Source organism: Bacillus sp. AY2-1, from assembly GCF_008368965.1.
In the GTDB taxonomy this organism is placed as follows: Bacteria; Bacillota; Bacilli; order Bacillales; family Bacillaceae_G; genus Bacillus_A; species Bacillus_A thuringiensis_S.
The window spans coordinates 1-18106 of the sequence record NZ_QPEL01000039.1 but is presented as its reverse complement, the minus strand read 5'-3'; the positions used below and the strand labels follow the sequence as shown (position 1 = coordinate 18106).

The window sequence follows — 18106 nt, the reverse complement described above, 5'->3', positions numbered from 1 at the left end:
CTAGAAAGTTTGATAATAGTTGTCCGTTTTCTTATATACAAAATTGTTTTTCAAAAGAATGATAAGGGGGATTTGGATGGAGAATTTAGTAGAATGGTTAGTAGGGCAAGTGTGGAGTATCGGTTTAGTTGTTTTTGCATTAGGGGCAGGCGTATATTTCACGATTGCAACACGCTTTTTGCAAATTCGTTATTTTAAAGAGATGATTAAACTATTATTTGAAGGAAAGAGTTCAGAGACGGGAATATCATCTTTTCAGGCATTTTGTTTAGCCTTATCAGGAAGAGTTGGAATTGGTAATATCGCAGGGGTAGCGACAGCAATCGCTTTCGGCGGGCCTGGAGCTGTATTTTGGATGTGGGTAATGGCTTTGTTAGGGGCAGCGAGCGCGTTTGTTGAATCAACATTATCTCAAGTATACAAAAGTAAAGTAGGGAATGAATATCGCGGCGGTACTCCATATTTCATTGAGAAAGGTTTAAAAATGAAATGGTTTGCAGTCATTGTAGCGGTAGTTGTAACACTTTCATATGGCGTGTTATTACCAGGTATTCAATCTAGTAGTATCGCAGTTGGATTTGAAAACTCTAATGGTATTAACAAATATATAACTGGTATATTTTTAGTCGTGTTACTAGCAGCAATTATTTTTGGTGGTGTAAAGAGAATAGCTGGCGTTTCTCAAATGCTTGTTCCATTTATGGCAATTGGTTATGTAATTGTTACATGTATCATATTAATTGCGAATGTAACGGAGATTCCAAGTATGTTTGCTTTAATTTTCTCTAGCGCATTTGGTGTAAATGAAATGTTTGGTGGAATTGTTGGTGCAGCTATTGCATGGGGCGTAAAACGCGCTGTATTTTCAAACGTTGCTGGTGTCGGAGAAGCGACGTATAGTTCGGCTGCTGCTGAAGTATCGCATCCTGCAAAACAAGGATTAGTTCAAGCGTTTTCCGTATATATCGATACAATTGTCGTATGTACAGCGACAGCTCTTATGATATTAATTACAGGTATGTATAATGTTATACCTGAAGGGAAACGCGCTATTGTAAAAAACATAGGAAATGTGGAAGCAGGTCCAATTTATACGCAACAAGCAGTTGAAACTGTGATGACAGGGTTTGGTCCAATATTTATTTCAATTGCAATTTTCTTTTTTGCATTTACAACGTTACTCGCTTATTACTATATCGCTGAAACGACGCTTACTTATTTAGATCGTCAATTGAAGTATGGCTGGTTAAAACCAGTTTTAAAATTTGGATTTTTAATTATGGTTTACATCGGTAGTGTTGAATCAGCGTCGCTTTTATGGAATCTCGGAGATTTAGGAATCGGTAGTATGGCATGGTTAAACTTAATCGCGATTCTATTATTAAGTAAAATCGCATTAAAAGTGTTAAAAGACTATGAAACGCAGAAAAAAGAAGGGAAAGATCCAGTATTTAATCCTAAAAATGTGGGGATTGAAGGATTAACATTTTGGGAAGAAAGAAGTAAAGAGGTTGAAAGAAAAAGTTCTAGAGAAAAAGTTATTGTAGATGATAATTTAAAATTATAACGTAAATTAACTGAAAATTCTTAATTTAAAAGAAGGTATATTGCCTCCATTTCATCGCATACTACAATAGGTATGGATAATATGACTGGAGGGAATAAGATGGAACATGAGCAACATAGTTCGATAAATGATATTCTACATCATTATAAAGAAGGTATAGGTAGTTTTACAAATCAAATTCCTGAAATCGCTGAGACATATAATGCGTTTACGCAAGCTTGTTTTCAAGAGGGTGCTTTAACAAAAAGAGAAAAACAACTTATTGCATTAGGAATTAGTTTAGCAACGCAAGATGAGTATTGTACAATTTATCATACAAAAGGTTGTCTTGATCAAGGATGTTCGGATAAAGAGATTCTGGAAGCATGTGGTGTTTCAGCAGCATTTGCTGGCGGAGCTGCGATGAGTCAAGCGGTAACTTTAGTGCAAGAGTGTTTAACAGAACTGAAAAATCAAAAGCATTGAATAAAAAAACGTTTTAAACTTTATGTTTAAAACGTTTTTTTATGTGAAATTAAATTTGTATTCACTTTAGTATTCTATATCTTCATAAATCGAATTCTCTACATCAGGAAGAACTGTGTATATACTCTTACCGATTAAAGCTTCTAATTCTTTCTTAATTGCATAAAACCCTTTCCAATGTAAAGATGTATGAGATGTTGTACCATGACGCAAACCAACGGAAATTAATCTTCTTTCCAGCGTAGTAAAGCCATCCGCGTCAGCAAGAGCGTCACAAAGAGTAATTACTTTATTGTATAAGTCGTAGTTACTATGTTCATTCAATATTGCAACCAACCGGCTTTTCATATGGTCAGGAACGAGATGCCATTCCGCTGCGATATCTATATGTTCATTTTTACAGGGAAATGAGTGTGTCACACAAATAATGGCGTTTCCTGCATATCCTAAATCATTCATATACATATAACCATCATAGGAATGAATGACCGATTTGGTAAAACCTTTGTATCTTCCGATATCATGCAAAAGGGCAGCGTTATATGCTATGTCAGCATCTAGGTCATACCCTTTTTTTATAAGTTCTATAATTATGTTTTCAGTTGCATGAGCAACATGTAGTGAATGTTCAAACCAAGGGCCCGGGTTTTGTTCATATGCCCATTCGAGTAGTTCTTTTGCGTACGTTCTATCTAATATATATTTCATATCGTTATCCTCTCACAAAAAATCATATCTTAATATAAATTCATCTTATTATTTCATTATTCCTTCTTTAAAAATTGTTACAATGAAACAAAAGGGGGAAAAGTAATGCGAAATTTAGTAATTGAAGAAATTAAGCAACTAGAAAATGATATGGAAGAACTTTCGAAACTTTTGAAAACGGTTGTAAATGATGGGGCATCAATTGGTTTTTTGCCTCCACTGGAACAAAAAGACGCAACAAAGTATTGGCAAACAGTCATAGCGCCAGAAGTGATATTGTATGTAGCTAAAATAAACAACGAAGTAGCAGGGAGTATTCAAATACAATTAGTTACAAAGCCTAACGGAATTCATAGAGCCGAGATTTGCAAATTAATGACTCATCCAAACTTTAGACGTAACGGTATTGGACGATTGCTTATGCAAAAAGCAGAGGAACGAGCGAAGCAAGAAAACAGGTCTCTTTTAGTATTAGATACTAGAGAAGGAGATCCATCCAATAAATTGTACAAATCATTAGACTACCAAGAAGTTGGAACAATACCAGGATATGCAATTTCTCCGAATGGAAAGTTAGATGCTACGGTTCTTTATTATAAATGCATATAAATTGTGATTAAAAGGTTATCATACTGAATAATAAGAAACTATTTTAACACCGTCTATATTTTTCTGGCGGTGTTAAATAAATTTATTGATATAATCCATTTGCACTAAATGAATTTGAGAAAGTTTTTAGAGGGTTCTTTTAGTAATGATTCTCGTCTTATAATAAATGTAGAGAAGATGACTAGCCAACTATAGTTATTTTCGCTTTATTATCGGAAGGGGATGAAAGAATGAAAAAGAATAGTTTACAAAAGATGAAGAAAGTTATTTTAAGTGGTGGCGTATTACTTACGGGATTATTAACATTTGGATTTTCAGAAAAGGCTTCAGCTCATGGTTATGTAGAATCACCAGCGAGCCGATCTTATTTATGTAAGCAAGGGGTAAATGTAAATTGTGGACCGATTCAATATGAACCACAAAGTGTAGAAGGGATAGGGGGATTTCCGCAACTAGGACCTTCTGATGGACAAATTGCAGGGGCTGGTCATTTTCCTGCTTTAGATGTTCAAACTGTGGATAGGTGGAAGAAAGTTACGTTAAATGGCGGGACGAATACATTCAAGTGGAAACTAACTGCTCCTCATAGTACGAAAGAGTGGAAATATTATATTACGAAAAAAGGCTGGAATCCAAATAAACCTTTAACGCGATCAGATTTAGATTTAGTGCCATTCTATGTGAAAAATGACGGTGGGGCTAGACCAGGGACAACAGTAACGCATGAAGCAAATGTACCAACTGATCGTAGTGGATACCATCTTATTTTAGCTGTTTGGGAAATTGCAGACACTGGAAATGCGTTTTATCAAGTTATAGATGTAAACCTTGTGAATAATGGCTTAGCTTCAAATTTCGCTTTTAACAACGTAGTGCAAGCTCCTACACTATTTTAATTGAAACATATATTTCGATCATCTAATTCATTTTAGATGATTTTTTTTATGAAAATGATGAAAAATATAGAAGAAAGTGCAATTATTTATAAAAAAATATGCTTTAAATATTGTCATATTTGCTTCTTTAAGATATCCTTTTCATGAAGAGGTGGAAAACATGGAAAAAGTACTAGTTTTCGGGCATAAAAACCCAGATACAGATGCAATTTGTTCTGCAATTGCTTATGCAGAATTGAAAAAAGAATTAGGAATGAATGCTGAGCCTGTACGTTTAGGCGAAATCAGCGGTGAAACTCAATTTGCGTTAGACTATTTTAAAGTAGAAGGACCGCGTTTTGTTGAGACAGTAGCAAGCGAAGTGGACAACGTTATTTTAGTTGACCATAACGAGCGTCAACAAAGTGCTAACGATATCGAATCAGTTCGTGTGTTAGAAGTTATTGACCATCACCGTATTGCTAACTTTGAAACAAGCGATCCTATATACTATCGTTGTGAGCCAGTTGGATGTACAGCTACAATCTTAAACAAAATGTACAAAGAAAATGGCGTTACAATTCGTAAAGAAGTTGCAGGTTTAATGTTATCTGCAATTATTTCAGATTCTTTACTATTCAAATCTCCAACTTGCACAGAACAAGACGTAGCAGCTGCTCGTGAATTAGCGGAAATCGCTGGTGTAGATGCTGATAGCTACGGCTTAGAAATGTTAAAAGCTGGTGCTGACTTAAGCGGAAAAACAATGGAGCAATTAATCTCTCTTGACGCTAAAGAATTCCAAATGGGTAATGCGAAAGTTGAAATCGCACAAGTAAACGCTGTTGATACAAACGACGTTCTTGTACACCAAGCGGAACTTGAAAAAGTAATTTCTGCAGTAGTAGAAGAAAAAGGTTTAGACCTATTCTTATTCGTTGTAACTGATATCTTAACTAACGATTCTGTCGGTCTTGCGATCGGTAAAGCAGCAAACGTTGTTGAGAAAGCATACAACGTATCACTAGAAAACAACACAGCTACATTAAAAGGTGTTGTATCTCGTAAAAAACAAATCGTACCAGTATTAACAGAAGCATTCCAAGCTTAATTTTATTGAGTACACATAAACAGCAAGGACAAGTAGTCAGATTGGCTACTTGTCCTTTTTTATCTCTAAAAAACAGAAAATTAAATGCAGGGTTTAATAATTATAGTGAGTATGCCTTTAAACAAAAAAATAGAGATTACAGTATTGAAGATTGTTTTAAGTTTCATGAGTCGATAGAAAAGTGTGTTGTATCAATTTGGAAACAGTTAGGAAGTTTTCTTAAAAAGAATCTTGATGTAAAAACGTATCGTCCCTGGGATCTTGCTCCTTGTAATTTGCAAAAATATCCATTTGAAAATTACATTGATTTATTGGATGGAATTGAAGAAATGTTGCGGAAGACAGATTCATGTTTTCATGAGGAATTTACTCGTATAAAGGAAAGCGGGATTAATTGACGTACAAGAACGGAAAAATAAAGCACCAGGAGCTGCTTGCTTTACCTTATCTCATAGTAAAGACGTTTTTGTTTATTCTAATTTTAGTTCTTCATTTTATGCGATTCATGCATTAATACATGAATTGGGGCATGCATTTCACTTTTATAAACAATTTAACAATGAAAGTAGTATGCAGGAAAGATACCTTCGTGAAGAGGTGGCGGAACTTTATTCCCTTAGTCTTGAATTACTATTAATGGATAAGCTTAATATTTTTTATACGCAAGAGGATGATTATAAAGAAGTACAGCAAGCTCAATTATATCGTACTTTATCGTTATTAATATCGTCAGTTTCAGGAGATGTATTCCAGCACTGGCTTTATACAAATCCAAACCATTCACCAGAAGAGCGAGATGAGAAATATATTGAACTATGTAAAAGGTATCAATATTCATCAGTTGATATTGCAGGAGTAGAGAATGAAATTGGTTCGAGTCATTTCACTTTGTTCAGTTTCCTTTTTATAAAATTGAATATGCAATTGCGCAAATAGGAGCGATGCAATTGTTTCAAATTTATCGAGAGAATCAGGAACAAGCGATTGCTTTCTTTAAAGAGGGAGCGAGTTCAGATTGGAATTTACCTATACAGGAAATATATATAAATACAGGTGTTGCGTTTGACTTTTCGGAAGAAAGGATACAAAGTACTGCAAGGGCTATTTTAGATTTGATTAACGAATTAAAATAAGGATAGCGTTAGCTATCCTTATAATCGTTTATTCGTAAGATTTTTTCTTGTTTATATAAAATGTGATTATCGCAGTAATGAAGAAAATAGGTATCGCATACACTTGCCCAACAAATAACTTCCAGCCGACATAATTATAGCCTTCAGATGCTGGGATGATAACGGAAATAACGCAAACGATAAAATAGACTAATAGTGCAGGGATAATATTTTTCATTTTTATGAACCTCCTTTTTAATTATATCTATACATCCTTATGTTAAAATTTATATTTAATATTTTGAAGAAAAAAAGCAAAAATTTTTATGGTATTATAATATTTGCAATGAGAGTGATCCATAGTACGTATATGGTAAAATGTGTAATTTTAGCTTTCGGAATTATTATATAGTATTTCGAGAGAAAAATGTACAAAATAACGAATTTTATTTACAGAAGTAAAGGGAGTAGAAATATATATGAAAAGGCTATGTATAATTCCTTGTGGAAAAAAGAAAATTTGGGATAAGCATTCAAACTACGGACCGATGGAAGCAAAAGATGTATATATTAGTCCGTTCGGAAAAGCATGTCAGGCGTACGCAACTATGTTTTTCGAAAACTGGGTTATATTATCAGCGAAACATGGATTTTTAAGACCAAATGATATTGTATTAGAAAACTATGATCTTGCATTTGATTCAAAAAGCGATGAGGTAATAAGTATAGAGCAATTACAAAAACAGATGGTAGATAAAAGTTTATTACAGTTTGACGAAATCGTCTTACTAGCAGGAAAAAAGCATGAAAAAGTAGTGACAAAGTTATATCCAGAAGAAATGATTACATATCCGCTAGAGGGGTGTAAAGGGATTGGGTATATGTTGCAGAGGTTAATAGAAGCTGTGAAGGAAGGGGAGGAAATATAGGTGAAGTTTCAGTGATTTTAAACTCTATTTATTTAGGGAGCTTAGGCATCGCCGAAAGGGTGATGCTTTTTTGTTCGTACCGTCAATTTTAGAAAATGTAGGGTGTATGGGTACAGTTAAGATTGTAAGTGGGAATAGCAATAAGACAAGTTTTGAATAGAATATTAAGAAAGGAGATGTTGATGAATAATGGCTAGATATAGTTTGCACGGAGGACATAATAGTATTGTTCAAGGTGCTAATTTCGGGAATCGGAAAGAACACGTTCTGGATAGGCAAGTTAAAGATGCCGTGGCGGCTAAGTTAAGAGCCTTAGGACACACGGTTTATGACGATACGGACGAGGTAGGGACAACTCAATCACAAAATTTAAATAATATCATTCGTAAAAGCAATTCCCATGCTGTGGATTTAGTTATTTCTTTTCATCTTAATGCAAGCGATGGAAATGGACAGGGTGTTGAGGTTCTGTATTATGATCAGAAAGACTTGGCGGCTAAAATCTCAGCTCAACTAGCAAAAGATATTGGATGGCGTGATCGAGGTGCAAAACAGCGTACAGATTTAGCGGTATTAAATGGGACGAAAGCACCTGCCATTCTTATAGAATTAGGATTTATTGATAATGAATCTGACATGGCAAAATGGAATGTTGATAAAATTGCTAATTCTATTGTGTTTGCTCTTACAGGACAAACTGGAGGAGGTACAGTGGATTTGCTCAAAGTAAAAACTGGCGGTGTAGCATTTAGTAATTTACAAGCTTTGGCTCAAGCGATGGTTGATGCGGGTATTGATGGACAAATTGTCGTTCAGAAAGATGGCATTGGTTATGCTATAACGAATGGCTATCCAGCTGGAAATATCGATAAATTTACAGCTTGGTTAGATGCGCGTAAATGGTACTATGAGTACGTGAGATAAAACGAAAATTGGTTTGATTAAAAACTAAAAATTGTCTTATTTTTAGTTAACAAGTATATTAAGTAACTATAAAAATATGGACAATTTATATGTAAATTAGTACACAAAACCACCTGTCAGAAAGGTGGTTTTATTTATCAAGCTATTTGCGGGAAGTAAAATTCTCACCTCAAAATTCGAATGAAGCTAAGAAATTAGGTGGGAATTACACTGCTCGTAGCCTCCTACTAATTATCGTTCCACTTTATATAGTTTAGAGTTTTGTAAATCTTTACTTATTAAACCCGTAATAATATTTTGTTTTCTCAATACATAAGCCGAATTTTAAATTATTACCCAATAATATAATACCTCTCATACTATTTATTAGTTGATAATAACAAAAAAACAAGCTTTGAATATAATAATGAAAAAGGAGATGTTAAATAATGGGTTATATTATAGATATTTCTAAATGGAATGGCGACATTAACTGGGATATCGCAGCACCACAATTAGATTTCGTAATTGCACGTGTGCAAGATGGTTCAAACTATGTAGATCCTTTATATAAAAATTATGTACAAGCAATGAAAGCAAGGAATATTCCGTTTGGTAATTATGCGTTCTGTCGTTTCGTTTCAGTAGAGGATGCACGGATAGAAGCGAGAGACTTTTGGAACCGTGGTGATAAAAATGCAACAGTTTGGGTAGCTGACGTAGAAGTAAGAACAATGAAAGATATGAGAGCGGGTGCACAAGCTTTTATTGATGAATTACGCAGATTAGGAGCTAAGAAAGTCGGTTTATATATTGCTCATCATATGTATGCTCCATTTGGAATGGCAAATGTCAATTGTGATTTTGTATGGATTCCTCGTTATGGTGGTAACAAACCGGCGTATCCATGTGATATTTGGCAATACACAGAGACAGGCAATGTGGCTGGTATCGGCAAATGTGATTTAAATAAGCTGATTGGAAATAAGCCGTTAGCTTGGTTTACAAATCAAATTGTTGAGCCGATAAAAAAACAAGAAGGGGTTGGAATTATAGTGAATAAATATAACAAAGTAGTTACTTATGAATTTGGTGTAAATTTAATTTCTGACATGATTCAAATGATGGATAAGCTTGGATATACTTCTAAAATAATATCTCGTGGAGATAACCAAGGGCTTGTGTATTTCGAAACAGATTATCGTCAAGGGAACGAACTGGACAAAGCAACTGTTTGGTTAGATACGAAAGGAATTAAATATTTTTATACAAAAGAGTAGTGTGCTAAATAAAGAGCCGTCATGTGACGGTTTTTATTTTTATTTAATCTTTTAACTCTACTTATAATATGGAGAAAATAGACTAATAAATAAGCCTTTGTATACTTTCAAACATAGAATATGATGAATTCTATTAAGGAGGAAGCATATTTATGAGAAATACTTGTCATTGTGGACATTTTCAAGATTGTAATAAATTTTGGGATGATTTAATGTTTGGGAGATGTAGATGTAAGCGCAATGATTTTCACGAGTGTTGTTGCAAAGAGAAACCGAAGTGTGAGTGTGAAAAATGTCATTGTAAAACAAAAGCGAAATGCCATTGTAGGCATGAAGAGGAAGGGTATTAATAATAAAAAAGAGTACGATGCGTACTCTTTTTTGGGGTGATTATATTCCATCTTGAACAGATTTCTTTACAATTACCCATGTGTCTTTCTTTTTAACCGTTATAGCTACATTAGTTCCATTAGATTCCTTATAAAAGATATATCCATTGTTTGAGTTTACATATGTAACTGGTTCACCTATGCAATCTCGCGAGCAGGATTTGTTGACTAGTTCAATTAAGGATAGTTCACTTGGATCGGTTTTACTGGCTTCTATAACAGCATCAAGGGTTGTTTTTCGATAACCTTGCAAGTTTATATGAAAAAGCTGCTCTATTTCTCCTGTAATGCTAGTGTTCATTACTTCTACTGAATTCTTTTTTTCTTGAAGAAAGCCGTTTTCATAAAGTAATTTTGTATAGCCAATCCATGCTATTAACACTAGCATGAAAAACATACCCGTCATTTTAAGTATTCGAAGTCGTTTGCTTATAGTTGTTTCTGAGTATTTCATTCACTCTAATCCTCCAATGTTTTTAATTTAAAATATGCTTGGATACATACTTTTAGAAGAGGATGAAAGTTAATGAGTTTTTAATAAAAAAGAAAACATCCAGGGTTAGATGCTTTCTTTTTTTGGTATTTTTGGCTATCTGTTAGTTACTTGTTTCATAAGTGGTCTTATTTCTTTAACTGGTGGTTTCTTATCATAGGCATCAACGTAAGAAAAGTAGTAGTTTAAGTTTCTTAGAAGACCTTTTCCTATTTTTGCACTTAAGAAAGGAAAGACTTGTCCGGTATAATCATCGAGAGATTTACAGTAATATTTTTCATCTAAATATATACTGTATTTACATGTTAGTTCTACTAAAGGATTCCCTTCATCATCAAATACTTCTTTAGAATCAATAATATCTATTAGTGCAAATTTTTCATTTAAGTAAACTTTCTTTTTTTTCTCGTGTTTATTTGTAAGTATAAAAACGAGACCAATCGCGTTAATCAAACTATTTCCTCCTATAAAAAACGGATATTAATAAAATATATCGATATAAGCTAAATGTAAAGAGGAGAGGTGAAATATCATGGAGAGAAAACTAAATAAGCCGATTGGTGAGAGCTGATAATCAGTGGGGGATGAACAAACCCCTCACTGATTAAAGTTTCACTTTATTGAAATACTTGCGGGAATTGTTTTACGATTGCGTTTGTTATCATGTCAGCCATTTCTAATGCTTCTTTTTCAATTTTATCGTAAAGTTTTACTCCTGCTTCATAATCTTTATTTAGGAAGGCAAGTGCTTCTGCTTTCGTTAGTGCTAAATGTTCATAAAACATTTTTCGAAATTCTTCTTTTCCTATATATGGGTTGATGTTATTAAGAAACTCAACGATTTCATCACCATTAGCGTACCATTTTTTCTCTATAGCGGCAGCTGCATTTTGATCACCAGTTTTTGCGGCTTTAACAAGATCTGCTGCAATGACTAAGTGATCCTTAATTAATGCACTATATTTTTTTACTGCATCTTCACCGTAAAATGGTTCAAGTGATAGTCCCATATGTGTTGCGTTTTGTAGAAGTCGTCCAACAGTAACGTTAACATCGGGTAAATTAAATACAATACTTATAATAGCCAATCTCGTCCAAGCGACGTGTTGTTCCCATAAAGAACGCATATACCCTTTTAAAAAATTCTCGTTTTTACTAATTCGGTAGTTACGTACGGATAAATCATAGTTTACATAAGGGTTATGGTAGGGGGAGTAATACGATTGCCAATAAGAATACATAAATAGTAACACTCCTTTGAACATGTATAACTCAAAGTATGATATAGATTTATGTTTAGTTACGTGTCCTAGATTATTTTTAGGGAATTTGAATTGGAGAAATTAGGTGAATGATCTTGTGGTATATATGAATAAATTGAATATAAAGTAAAAGAGGGTCTGCAAGGGAAGTTACAGACCCTCAAAAGGGTATTGCCGAGATGTCGGACTCGACTACGTAATGTTATCATAAAATTCTTTTGAAAAAACCTGGTAAATGTGTCCAAATGAAATTGGGACCTTAATAAAGTCAAAGAGACCTGCTTCCCGCGGCAGGCCCCATTAACTAGATAATGTCGATGAGCAAAAACTCATCTGGAGTACTTTCATAGTAACAAGTAAAATGTGTTTTGTGTATTGAGAAAGAAGAATTGCATAATTATATGTGAACAATTAAAATCCCAACAATTTATGATTATCATTAATTGTTGGGATTTAAATATGGTTATAAAATGGAAAAAAGACTTGGAAGTGAGATTGAGGTGTAGAAGTAAGTAATCATGAAAAAGACCTGCTAATATAAGCAGGTCAACTTAAGGGGTTTATCCAACAGATTATTATATATGGTAACAACTGAATTGTAGTAAGTCTATACATTTAATATTGAGAAAAATTCTGCGAATGATATATTTTTTGCGCATATATTAACATCTAAAAAGTTGAGAAAGAAAATTAAAAAGCTTTTTATAAGAGAATAATGGTTGGTACTTATAGTATGATTCATATTTCCACGCATCATTATTAGAGAATTGGAGTTGTGTTGTTTTCTTTTTTGCCGTGATGGAACTCATATTATGATGTTTCATATAGAAACCTCCTGAATTTATATGTATACGATTAGTAGTATTCAAGAAAGGGAAATAAAATGAATATTTAAATTGAAACTCTTTCTTCATGTTTACTGGATTTACGTTATAAATGTTGTAAAACATATAAAACATGGATGCTAATTCATATTAAATAGGTGGAGAAACATAGAATAATGAAAAAATAATAAGCATCTATTCATCTCTTTCAAGTCGCATAAGTGATTGATATAATAGAAGTAGATGAAAGATAAAGAAAAGCAGGTGACTCTTTTTTGTTTACTAAAGCACAAGAACTTTTAGCGTCCTACTTTGGTTATTCTTCGTTTCGAAGAGGACAAGATGAAACAATTAAAAATGTACTAGATGGGAAAGATACAGTATGTATTATGCCAACGGGTGGCGGTAAGTCGATTTGTTATCAAATTCCGGCATTAGTATTTGAAGGAACGACGTTGGTTATATCGCCTTTAATATCACTTATGAAGGATCAAGTAGATACATTGGTACAGAATGGCATTTCAGCTACATATATTAATAGTTCTATTTCTATTGCCGAAGCAAATCAGCGAATTCAATTAGCGAAACAAGGACATTACAAATTACTTTATGTCGCGCCTGAGCGTCTTGATTCGATGGAGTTTGTTGACCAACTTATCGATATGAAAATCCCTATGATTGCGATTGATGAAGCACACTGTATTTCACAGTGGGGACATGATTTCCGTCCAAGTTATTTACATATACATCGCATATTAGATTATCTTCCAGAAAAACCGCTCGTATTAGCATTAACAGCAACAGCAACACCGCAAGTACGTGAGGACATTTGTAACACACTTGAAATTAATCAAGAAAATACAATTATGACAACGTTTGAGCGTGAGAACTTATCGTTTTCTGTCATTAAAGGGCAAGATCGAAATGCATATTTGGCGGATTATATTCGTCAAAATCAAAAGGAATCTGGGATTATATATGCAGCTACTAGAAAAGTAGTCGATCAGTTATATGAAGATTTAATGAAGGCTGGAGTTTCTGTATCAAAATATCATGCTGGTATGAGTGATAGTGATCGAAATGAGCAACAAGAACTCTTTTTACGAGATGAAGTAAGTGTAATGGTAGCAACATCTGCATTCGGGATGGGTATTGATAAATCGAATATTCGTTACGTAATTCATTATCAGCTTCCAAAAAATATGGAAAGTTACTATCAAGAAGCAGGACGTGCTGGTCGTGACGGATTAGATAGTACATGTATATTGTTATATTCTTCTCAAGATGTACAAGTACAGCGTTTTTTAATTGATCAATCAACTGGAGAATCACGTTTTTCAAATGAACTTGAAAAATTGCAAAATATGACCGATTACTGTCATACAGAACAATGCTTACAATCATTCATTTTGCAATACTTTGGAGAAGAACCGAAAGAAGATTGTGGACGCTGTGGTAATTGTACAGACGATCGCGAGAGCATTGATGTGACAAGGGAATCACAAATGGTTTTATCATGCATGATTAGAACGAACCAACGCTTTGGGAAGCAAATGATAGCGCAAGTATTAACGGGGTCGAAAAATAAGAAAGTTATTGAATTTAATTTTCATACTTTACCAACGTATGGGCTTTTATCGAACCGTAGTGTAAAAGAGGTCAGTGAGTTTATTGAGTTTTTAATTTCAGATGAGTTAATTGCAGTTGAACATGGCACTTATCCGACGTTAAAAGTAACAGAAAAAGGGAAAGAAGTATTACTTGGTAAAGAGAATGTTTTACGAAAAGAACGAGTAGAGACAAGACAAATTGTACAAGACCATCCTTTATTTGAAGTGCTTCGTGAAGTACGTAAAGAAATTGCACAAGGAGAAGGTGTACCTCCGTTCGTTATTTTCTCTGACCAAACATTAAAAGATATGTGCGTGAAAATGCCGCAAAGTGATTCCGAATTGTTGACGGTAAAAGGTATCGGAGAACACAAACTTGTGAAATATGGCTCGCACTTCTTACAAGCAGTTCAGCATTTTATTGAGGAAAATCCAAATTACGCTGAAACGATTAAGACAGAAGTAGTTGCAGAGCGTAAAAAGTCAGGAAAAGCGTCCGCAAATTCTCATTTAGAAACGTATGAAATGTATAAACAAGGTATTGATTTGAATGAGATTGCAAAAGAACGTAACTTATCAAGACAAACAATTGAAAACCATTTAATTCGCTGCTATGAGGATGGAATGGAAGTAGATTGGCAAAGCTTTGTTCCAGCAGAGTATGAATCTCTTATTGAAACTGCCGTTCAAAATGCAGAGGGTGGGCTGAAATCTATTAAAGAACAGCTTCCGAATGAAGTGAGTTACTTTATGATTCGTGCTTATTTACAAATAAGAAAGTAGAGACATATAAAGGGGATAAGAATTTATGTATCATGTGTTCGTTTATGGCACATTAAGAAGAGGACAAACGAATGCTCATTATATGCAAGGTGCAACATGCATTGCAGACAGAGCTTGGACATATGGAAAATTATTTGATACGAATGAAGGATATCCGGCTATGACTTATTCGATTGAAGAAAAGGTGTATGGAGAAGTTTATGTAGTAAATGATGAGATATTGTGTAAGTTAGATGAACTAGAAGAATATACAGGTAATGCGGAGACTGATTTATATGATCGAATCACGCAAACAGTATATGTTGCTGATAGGGAAATTGAGGCATATGTGTATATCGCTCAGAATAAAAAGATGTTAAAGAAAGTGATAGACTCTGGTGACTGGCTTATGTATCAAAAAATATAATAAGGTAGTTTTAAAAATTGGAAAGCAGATAATGACGAATTCATTATCTGCTTTTTATTGTGTGAATAATTGTCGTTCTCTTTTTATTCTTATAGTTCTTAGTACGATTCCAATTCCGAGAAATAAAACAGTAGCAGCGACCCCGCTAGTAGGATTTAACCAAAAATCACTACTGTTTGTAAGAGTAATAATCCCTGTTATTGTAACTAAAACAGTAGGAACAGCATCCTCGATTGCATGCATGATAACACATGGCCGGACGGATTTTGTAAGTCTATATATTTCAACATACATAATTGACCAACAAACCATAAGGATACAGCCAGATAGAAGCATATTTAATCTTGAGATAGATTCAAAATATTCATTTGAAGAGCCTCCTTTACTTTTATTTATCCTACTATTTGTGGGCAGTAAAACGCCCATTGATTAAAGTCTTTAATTTTTACAATATTTGTTAATAGATAAATTAAATAGGAGACAAATAGAAAGTAGTATCTTTTGTATGCATCACTATACTATATGTGTATTTGTGTGATTTAAATGTTGCATATTCTTTTTAAATTAGAAAGATGAAAAGTAAGTTTTTTCGGAAAATTTAAATAGAAACTATTGACTTTATGATTGGATTTTTAATACAATGATACTTCGACTGAAAAATTAGAACGGACAGGAGGGAATCGTCGAAATGAGCAACATATTTGAAGATGAGTTACAAAAAATGAAGGATACTTTGCATACGATGGATGAGCAATTGGATAAGCTTGAAAAAATCCCAGTTTATTATGGAGAAGATTTTAAGGAGCAAATTCTTGAAAGTATGAGAGAGTCTAATAGACAAAATTTACGTATTGGTGTGCAAGAGCCGTACTTTGGAAGGTTAGATTTTCAGGAAGATGGAAAAGAAGAAGTTATGCCGATTTATATCGGAAAAGTAGGGGTTTCGGATATGGACACGATGAAGCCAATCATTATTGATTGGCGGGCACCTGTCGCAAGTATGTTTTATTCATTTACCGGTGGAGAAGAATTAGCATTTTATCAATCACCAGATGGGTTAGTAGAAGGTGATGTGTATTTAAAACGAAACATTTCTATTCGAAAAAGAGAACTTGAACGTGTTGTTGATACATATGTAAAAGGAAATGAAGATGTATCACATGCCGATGATTTTCTTCTATATCGATTAGGTGAGAATAAAGATAATAAACTAAAGGATATTGTTTCAACGATTCAATCGGAACAAAATGATATTATTCGTGCGGAAAGAAACTTGCCATTATTAATTCAAGGGGTTGCAGGGAGCGGAAAGACAACAATTGCTTTACATCGCCTTGCTTTTTTGATTTATGAATATCGTGAGCAGCTAGAAGCTGAGAGAATGATCGTATTTGCGCCGAATAGTCTGTTTTTAGACTATATTTCGAGTGTACTTCCTGAATTAGGTGTAGGGAATATTAGTCAAACAACGTTTCCGGATTGGGCATTACGTACGTTAGATGATTCAGTGAAACTAAAGCAGACAGAAGAAAAATTGAAAGAAGCATTTTCAATTAATCGTGATGAAGAAAAGGTTATGCTCGGTAAATTGAAAGGTACACTGGAATTTAAGTTCTTTATTGAAGAGAGAATGATTCAATTTGAAAATGAATTAATACCAACAAGTGATTTTGAGGCATGGGACAAAGCTATTATTCCAGTAGAAGACATAAAAAAATGGATGCAAGTTGAATATAAACATTATCCATTAAAGAAAAGAAGAGAAAGATTAGTCGGCCGAATGAAGCGCTGGATTGAAATTGAACTGAAAAAGTATGGAGAAACAAACGAGAAGAAATTGTTAAAAAAAGAAGCGACAAAGAGATTGAACACTTATATGAAGTTTTGGCCGAAAATGAGCCCACTTTCACTATATAGTTCAATATTGAAAAGTAAAGAAATACTCGAAGTATTGCCTGAAGAACTTGTGAAAGAAACTGAAAAGAGTTGTCGTAAAAAAGAAGTGTATGTAGAAGATTTACCAGCTTTAATTTACATACATCACCGCATAACAGGTATTGAAATCGGACAGAAATTCCATCACGTCGTTATTGATGAAGCGCAAGATTTTCCACCATTCCAAGTTTATGTATTAAAAGAAATTACACTAGGTAATTCTTTTACTATATTAGGTGATTTATCTCAAGCAATTTATGATTATCAAGGAATTGAAGATTGGAGTGCTTTTAAAGAAGTATTCCAAGAAACAGGTTATTATGAACTGACGAGAAGTTATCGTTCTACAAAAGAAATTATAGAATTTGCGAACGAAATAATTAAAAATGCAGAGATTCCAGTTGGGCTCGCAACACCAGTTTTTCGCAGTGGTGAAGATGTTAAGGTAATCCATGCAGAAGATCAATTTAATGAGATTATGAAGACGTTAAAACATCTACAAAACGAAGATGTGAAAACCATTGCGGTAATAGGAAGAACAGACGATGAATGCCGCGATATATATGAGAAATTAACAAAAGCAGGATTGGCTGTAAACGTTATTGAAGCAGATCAAAGTAAATATGAAGGTGGTATTTCAGTAGTACCTGTCTATTTAGCGAAAGGTTTAGAATTTGATGCGGTGCTTTTAATTGATGTGGATGAAGAACATTACAAAAACACAAAACATGATGCAAAGTTACTATATGTCGGATGTACGAGATCACTTCATGACTTATGGATTTTCCATAGTGGGGAAGCGTCACCTTTAATTAAAGGATTAAAATAAAGTGAAACTATAATCA

Annotated in this window: 17 protein-coding genes and 2 pseudogenes; 13 read left to right on the top strand and 6 right to left on the bottom strand. The window is 33.8% G+C overall.

Going from position 1 to position 18106, the window contains the following annotated elements; all coding sequences use genetic code 11:
• The first annotated feature begins 76 nt into the window (after positions 1–76).
• A complete protein-coding gene (locus DN403_RS10595; protein WP_000429519.1) occupies positions 77–1567 on the top strand; it encodes an alanine/glycine:cation symporter family protein in 1491 nt (496 codons plus the stop codon).
• Between the two features lie 72 nt (positions 1568–1639).
• Complete coding sequence (locus DN403_RS10590) at positions 1640–2032, top strand: carboxymuconolactone decarboxylase family protein (RefSeq protein WP_001999958.1); 393 nt, start codon at positions 1640–1642, stop codon at positions 2030–2032.
• Positions 2033–2098: 66 nt separating this feature from the next.
• Here the strand turns inward: DN403_RS10590 and DN403_RS10585 are convergent, their stop codons facing one another.
• Positions 2099–2740 (bottom strand): HD domain-containing protein, encoded by a 642-nt coding sequence (locus tag DN403_RS10585; RefSeq protein ID WP_000874108.1) that lies wholly within the window; start codon positions 2738–2740, stop codon positions 2099–2101.
• Positions 2741–2845: 105 nt separating this feature from the next.
• Here DN403_RS10585 and DN403_RS10580 point away from each other — a divergent pair, with 105 nt between their 5' ends.
• The 4 genes and pseudogenes from DN403_RS10580 to DN403_RS10565 form a co-directional block, all read left to right on the top strand.
• On the top strand, positions 2846–3349 hold the full coding sequence (locus tag DN403_RS10580) for a GNAT family N-acetyltransferase (protein ID WP_001245260.1): 504 nt from the start codon (positions 2846–2848) through the stop codon (positions 3347–3349).
• 230 nt (positions 3350–3579) lie between these two features.
• Positions 3580–4245: a lytic polysaccharide monooxygenase gene (locus tag DN403_RS10575; protein WP_000742282.1), complete on the top strand. Its 666-nt coding sequence runs from the start codon at positions 3580–3582 to the stop codon at positions 4243–4245.
• 160 nt (positions 4246–4405) lie between these two features.
• On the top strand, positions 4406–5335 hold the full coding sequence (gene ppaC, locus DN403_RS10570; RefSeq protein WP_000416871.1) for a manganese-dependent inorganic pyrophosphatase: 930 nt from the start codon (positions 4406–4408) through the stop codon (positions 5333–5335).
• Between the two features lie 71 nt (positions 5336–5406).
• Positions 5407–6468 (top strand): annotated as a pseudogene (locus DN403_RS10565) (M3 family oligoendopeptidase); the annotation flags it as partial.
• Between the two features lie 28 nt (positions 6469–6496).
• On the opposite strand, the gene DN403_RS10560 reads toward DN403_RS10565, so the two are convergent.
• Positions 6497–6685 (bottom strand): DUF4017 family protein, encoded by a 189-nt coding sequence (locus tag DN403_RS10560; RefSeq protein WP_000789485.1) that lies wholly within the window; start codon positions 6683–6685, stop codon positions 6497–6499.
• Positions 6686–6926: 241 nt separating this feature from the next.
• Here DN403_RS10560 and DN403_RS10555 point away from each other — a divergent pair, with 241 nt between their 5' ends.
• From DN403_RS10555 to DN403_RS31100, 4 genes are all read left to right on the top strand, one after another.
• The gene (locus DN403_RS10555; RefSeq protein ID WP_000824879.1) at positions 6927–7376 is read left to right on the top strand and encodes a DUF6884 domain-containing protein; all 450 of its coding nucleotides are present in this window, start codon (positions 6927–6929) and stop codon (positions 7374–7376) included.
• A 189-nt stretch (positions 7377–7565) separates the two neighbouring features.
• Positions 7566–8300 (top strand): N-acetylmuramoyl-L-alanine amidase, encoded by a 735-nt coding sequence (locus DN403_RS10550; RefSeq protein WP_000135285.1) that lies wholly within the window; start codon positions 7566–7568, stop codon positions 8298–8300.
• 428 nt (positions 8301–8728) lie between these two features.
• Positions 8729–9559 carry a GH25 family lysozyme gene (locus DN403_RS10545; protein ID WP_000540542.1) on the top strand — a complete coding sequence of 277 codons (831 nt, stop codon included), beginning with the start codon at positions 8729–8731 and terminating at the stop codon, positions 9557–9559.
• Positions 9560–9775: 216 nt separating this feature from the next.
• Positions 9776–9949: a hypothetical protein gene (locus tag DN403_RS31100; RefSeq protein ID WP_000503012.1), complete on the top strand. Its 174-nt coding sequence runs from the start codon at positions 9776–9778 to the stop codon at positions 9947–9949.
• Here DN403_RS31100 and DN403_RS10540 read toward each other — a convergent pair whose 3' ends face one another.
• The 3 genes from DN403_RS10540 to DN403_RS10530 all read right to left on the bottom strand — a co-directional run bounded on the left by DN403_RS10540 (position 9950) and on the right by DN403_RS10530 (position 11682).
• Positions 9950–10402 carry a hypothetical protein gene (locus DN403_RS10540; protein ID WP_149185455.1) on the bottom strand — a complete coding sequence of 151 codons (453 nt, stop codon included), beginning with the start codon at positions 10400–10402 and terminating at the stop codon, positions 9950–9952.
• Positions 10403–10537: 135 nt separating this feature from the next.
• Positions 10538–10894 (bottom strand): hypothetical protein, encoded by a 357-nt coding sequence (locus DN403_RS10535; RefSeq protein ID WP_000606231.1) that lies wholly within the window; start codon positions 10892–10894, stop codon positions 10538–10540.
• 164 nt (positions 10895–11058) lie between these two features.
• A complete protein-coding gene (locus tag DN403_RS10530) occupies positions 11059–11682 on the bottom strand; it encodes a hypothetical protein (protein WP_000287733.1) in 624 nt (207 codons plus the stop codon).
• A 1120-nt stretch (positions 11683–12802) separates the two neighbouring features.
• On the opposite strand from DN403_RS10530, the gene recQ reads away from it, so the two are divergent.
• Together recQ and DN403_RS10520 are read left to right on the top strand one after the other, a co-directional pair.
• Positions 12803–14920: a DNA helicase RecQ gene (recQ, locus tag DN403_RS10525; RefSeq protein ID WP_000494274.1), complete on the top strand. Its 2118-nt coding sequence runs from the start codon at positions 12803–12805 to the stop codon at positions 14918–14920.
• Positions 14921–14945: 25 nt separating this feature from the next.
• Complete coding sequence (locus DN403_RS10520) at positions 14946–15326, top strand: gamma-glutamylcyclotransferase family protein (protein WP_000274913.1); 381 nt, start codon at positions 14946–14948, stop codon at positions 15324–15326.
• A gap of 54 nt (positions 15327–15380) precedes the next feature.
• Here DN403_RS10520 and DN403_RS10515 read toward each other — a convergent pair.
• Positions 15381–15695 (bottom strand): annotated as a pseudogene (locus DN403_RS10515) (CPBP family intramembrane glutamate endopeptidase); the annotation flags it as partial.
• Positions 15696–16014: 319 nt separating this feature from the next.
• Between DN403_RS10515 and DN403_RS10510 the strand changes: the two are divergent.
• Entirely contained in the window at positions 16015–18090 is a 2076-nt protein-coding gene (locus DN403_RS10510; RefSeq protein WP_016077564.1) for a HelD family protein, read from the top strand.
• The last annotated feature ends 16 nt before the right edge of the window (positions 18091–18106 follow it).

What these genes read in the sequence shown, in the direction of transcription:
- DN403_RS10595 (WP_000429519.1), top strand. Translation starts at nt 77, where the DNA reads ATGGAGAATTTAGTAGAATGGTTAGTAGGGCAAGTGTGGAGTATCGGT.
- DN403_RS10590 (WP_001999958.1), top strand. Translation starts at nt 1,640, where the DNA reads ATGGATAATATGACTGGAGGGAATAAGATGGAACATGAGCAACATAGT.
- DN403_RS10585 (WP_000874108.1), bottom strand. Translation starts at nt 2,740, where the DNA reads ATGAAATATATATTAGATAGAACGTACGCAAAAGAACTACTCGAATGG.
- DN403_RS10580 (WP_001245260.1), top strand. Translation starts at nt 2,846, where the DNA reads ATGCGAAATTTAGTAATTGAAGAAATTAAGCAACTAGAAAATGATATG.
- DN403_RS10575 (WP_000742282.1), top strand. Translation starts at nt 3,580, where the DNA reads ATGAAAAAGAATAGTTTACAAAAGATGAAGAAAGTTATTTTAAGTGGT.
- ppaC (WP_000416871.1), top strand. Translation starts at nt 4,406, where the DNA reads ATGGAAAAAGTACTAGTTTTCGGGCATAAAAACCCAGATACAGATGCA.
- DN403_RS10560 (WP_000789485.1), bottom strand. Translation starts at nt 6,685, where the DNA reads ATGAAAAATATTATCCCTGCACTATTAGTCTATTTTATCGTTTGCGTT.
- DN403_RS10555 (WP_000824879.1), top strand. Translation starts at nt 6,927, where the DNA reads ATGAAAAGGCTATGTATAATTCCTTGTGGAAAAAAGAAAATTTGGGAT.
- DN403_RS10550 (WP_000135285.1), top strand. Translation starts at nt 7,566, where the DNA reads ATGGCTAGATATAGTTTGCACGGAGGACATAATAGTATTGTTCAAGGT.
- DN403_RS10545 (WP_000540542.1), top strand. Translation starts at nt 8,729, where the DNA reads ATGGGTTATATTATAGATATTTCTAAATGGAATGGCGACATTAACTGG.
- DN403_RS10540 (WP_149185455.1), bottom strand. Translation starts at nt 10,402, where the DNA reads ATGAAATACTCAGAAACAACTATAAGCAAACGACTTCGAATACTTAAA.
- DN403_RS10530 (WP_000287733.1), bottom strand. Translation starts at nt 11,682, where the DNA reads ATGTATTCTTATTGGCAATCGTATTACTCCCCCTACCATAACCCTTAT.
- DN403_RS10520 (WP_000274913.1), top strand. Translation starts at nt 14,946, where the DNA reads ATGTATCATGTGTTCGTTTATGGCACATTAAGAAGAGGACAAACGAAT.
- DN403_RS10510 (WP_016077564.1), top strand. Translation starts at nt 16,015, where the DNA reads ATGAGCAACATATTTGAAGATGAGTTACAAAAAATGAAGGATACTTTG.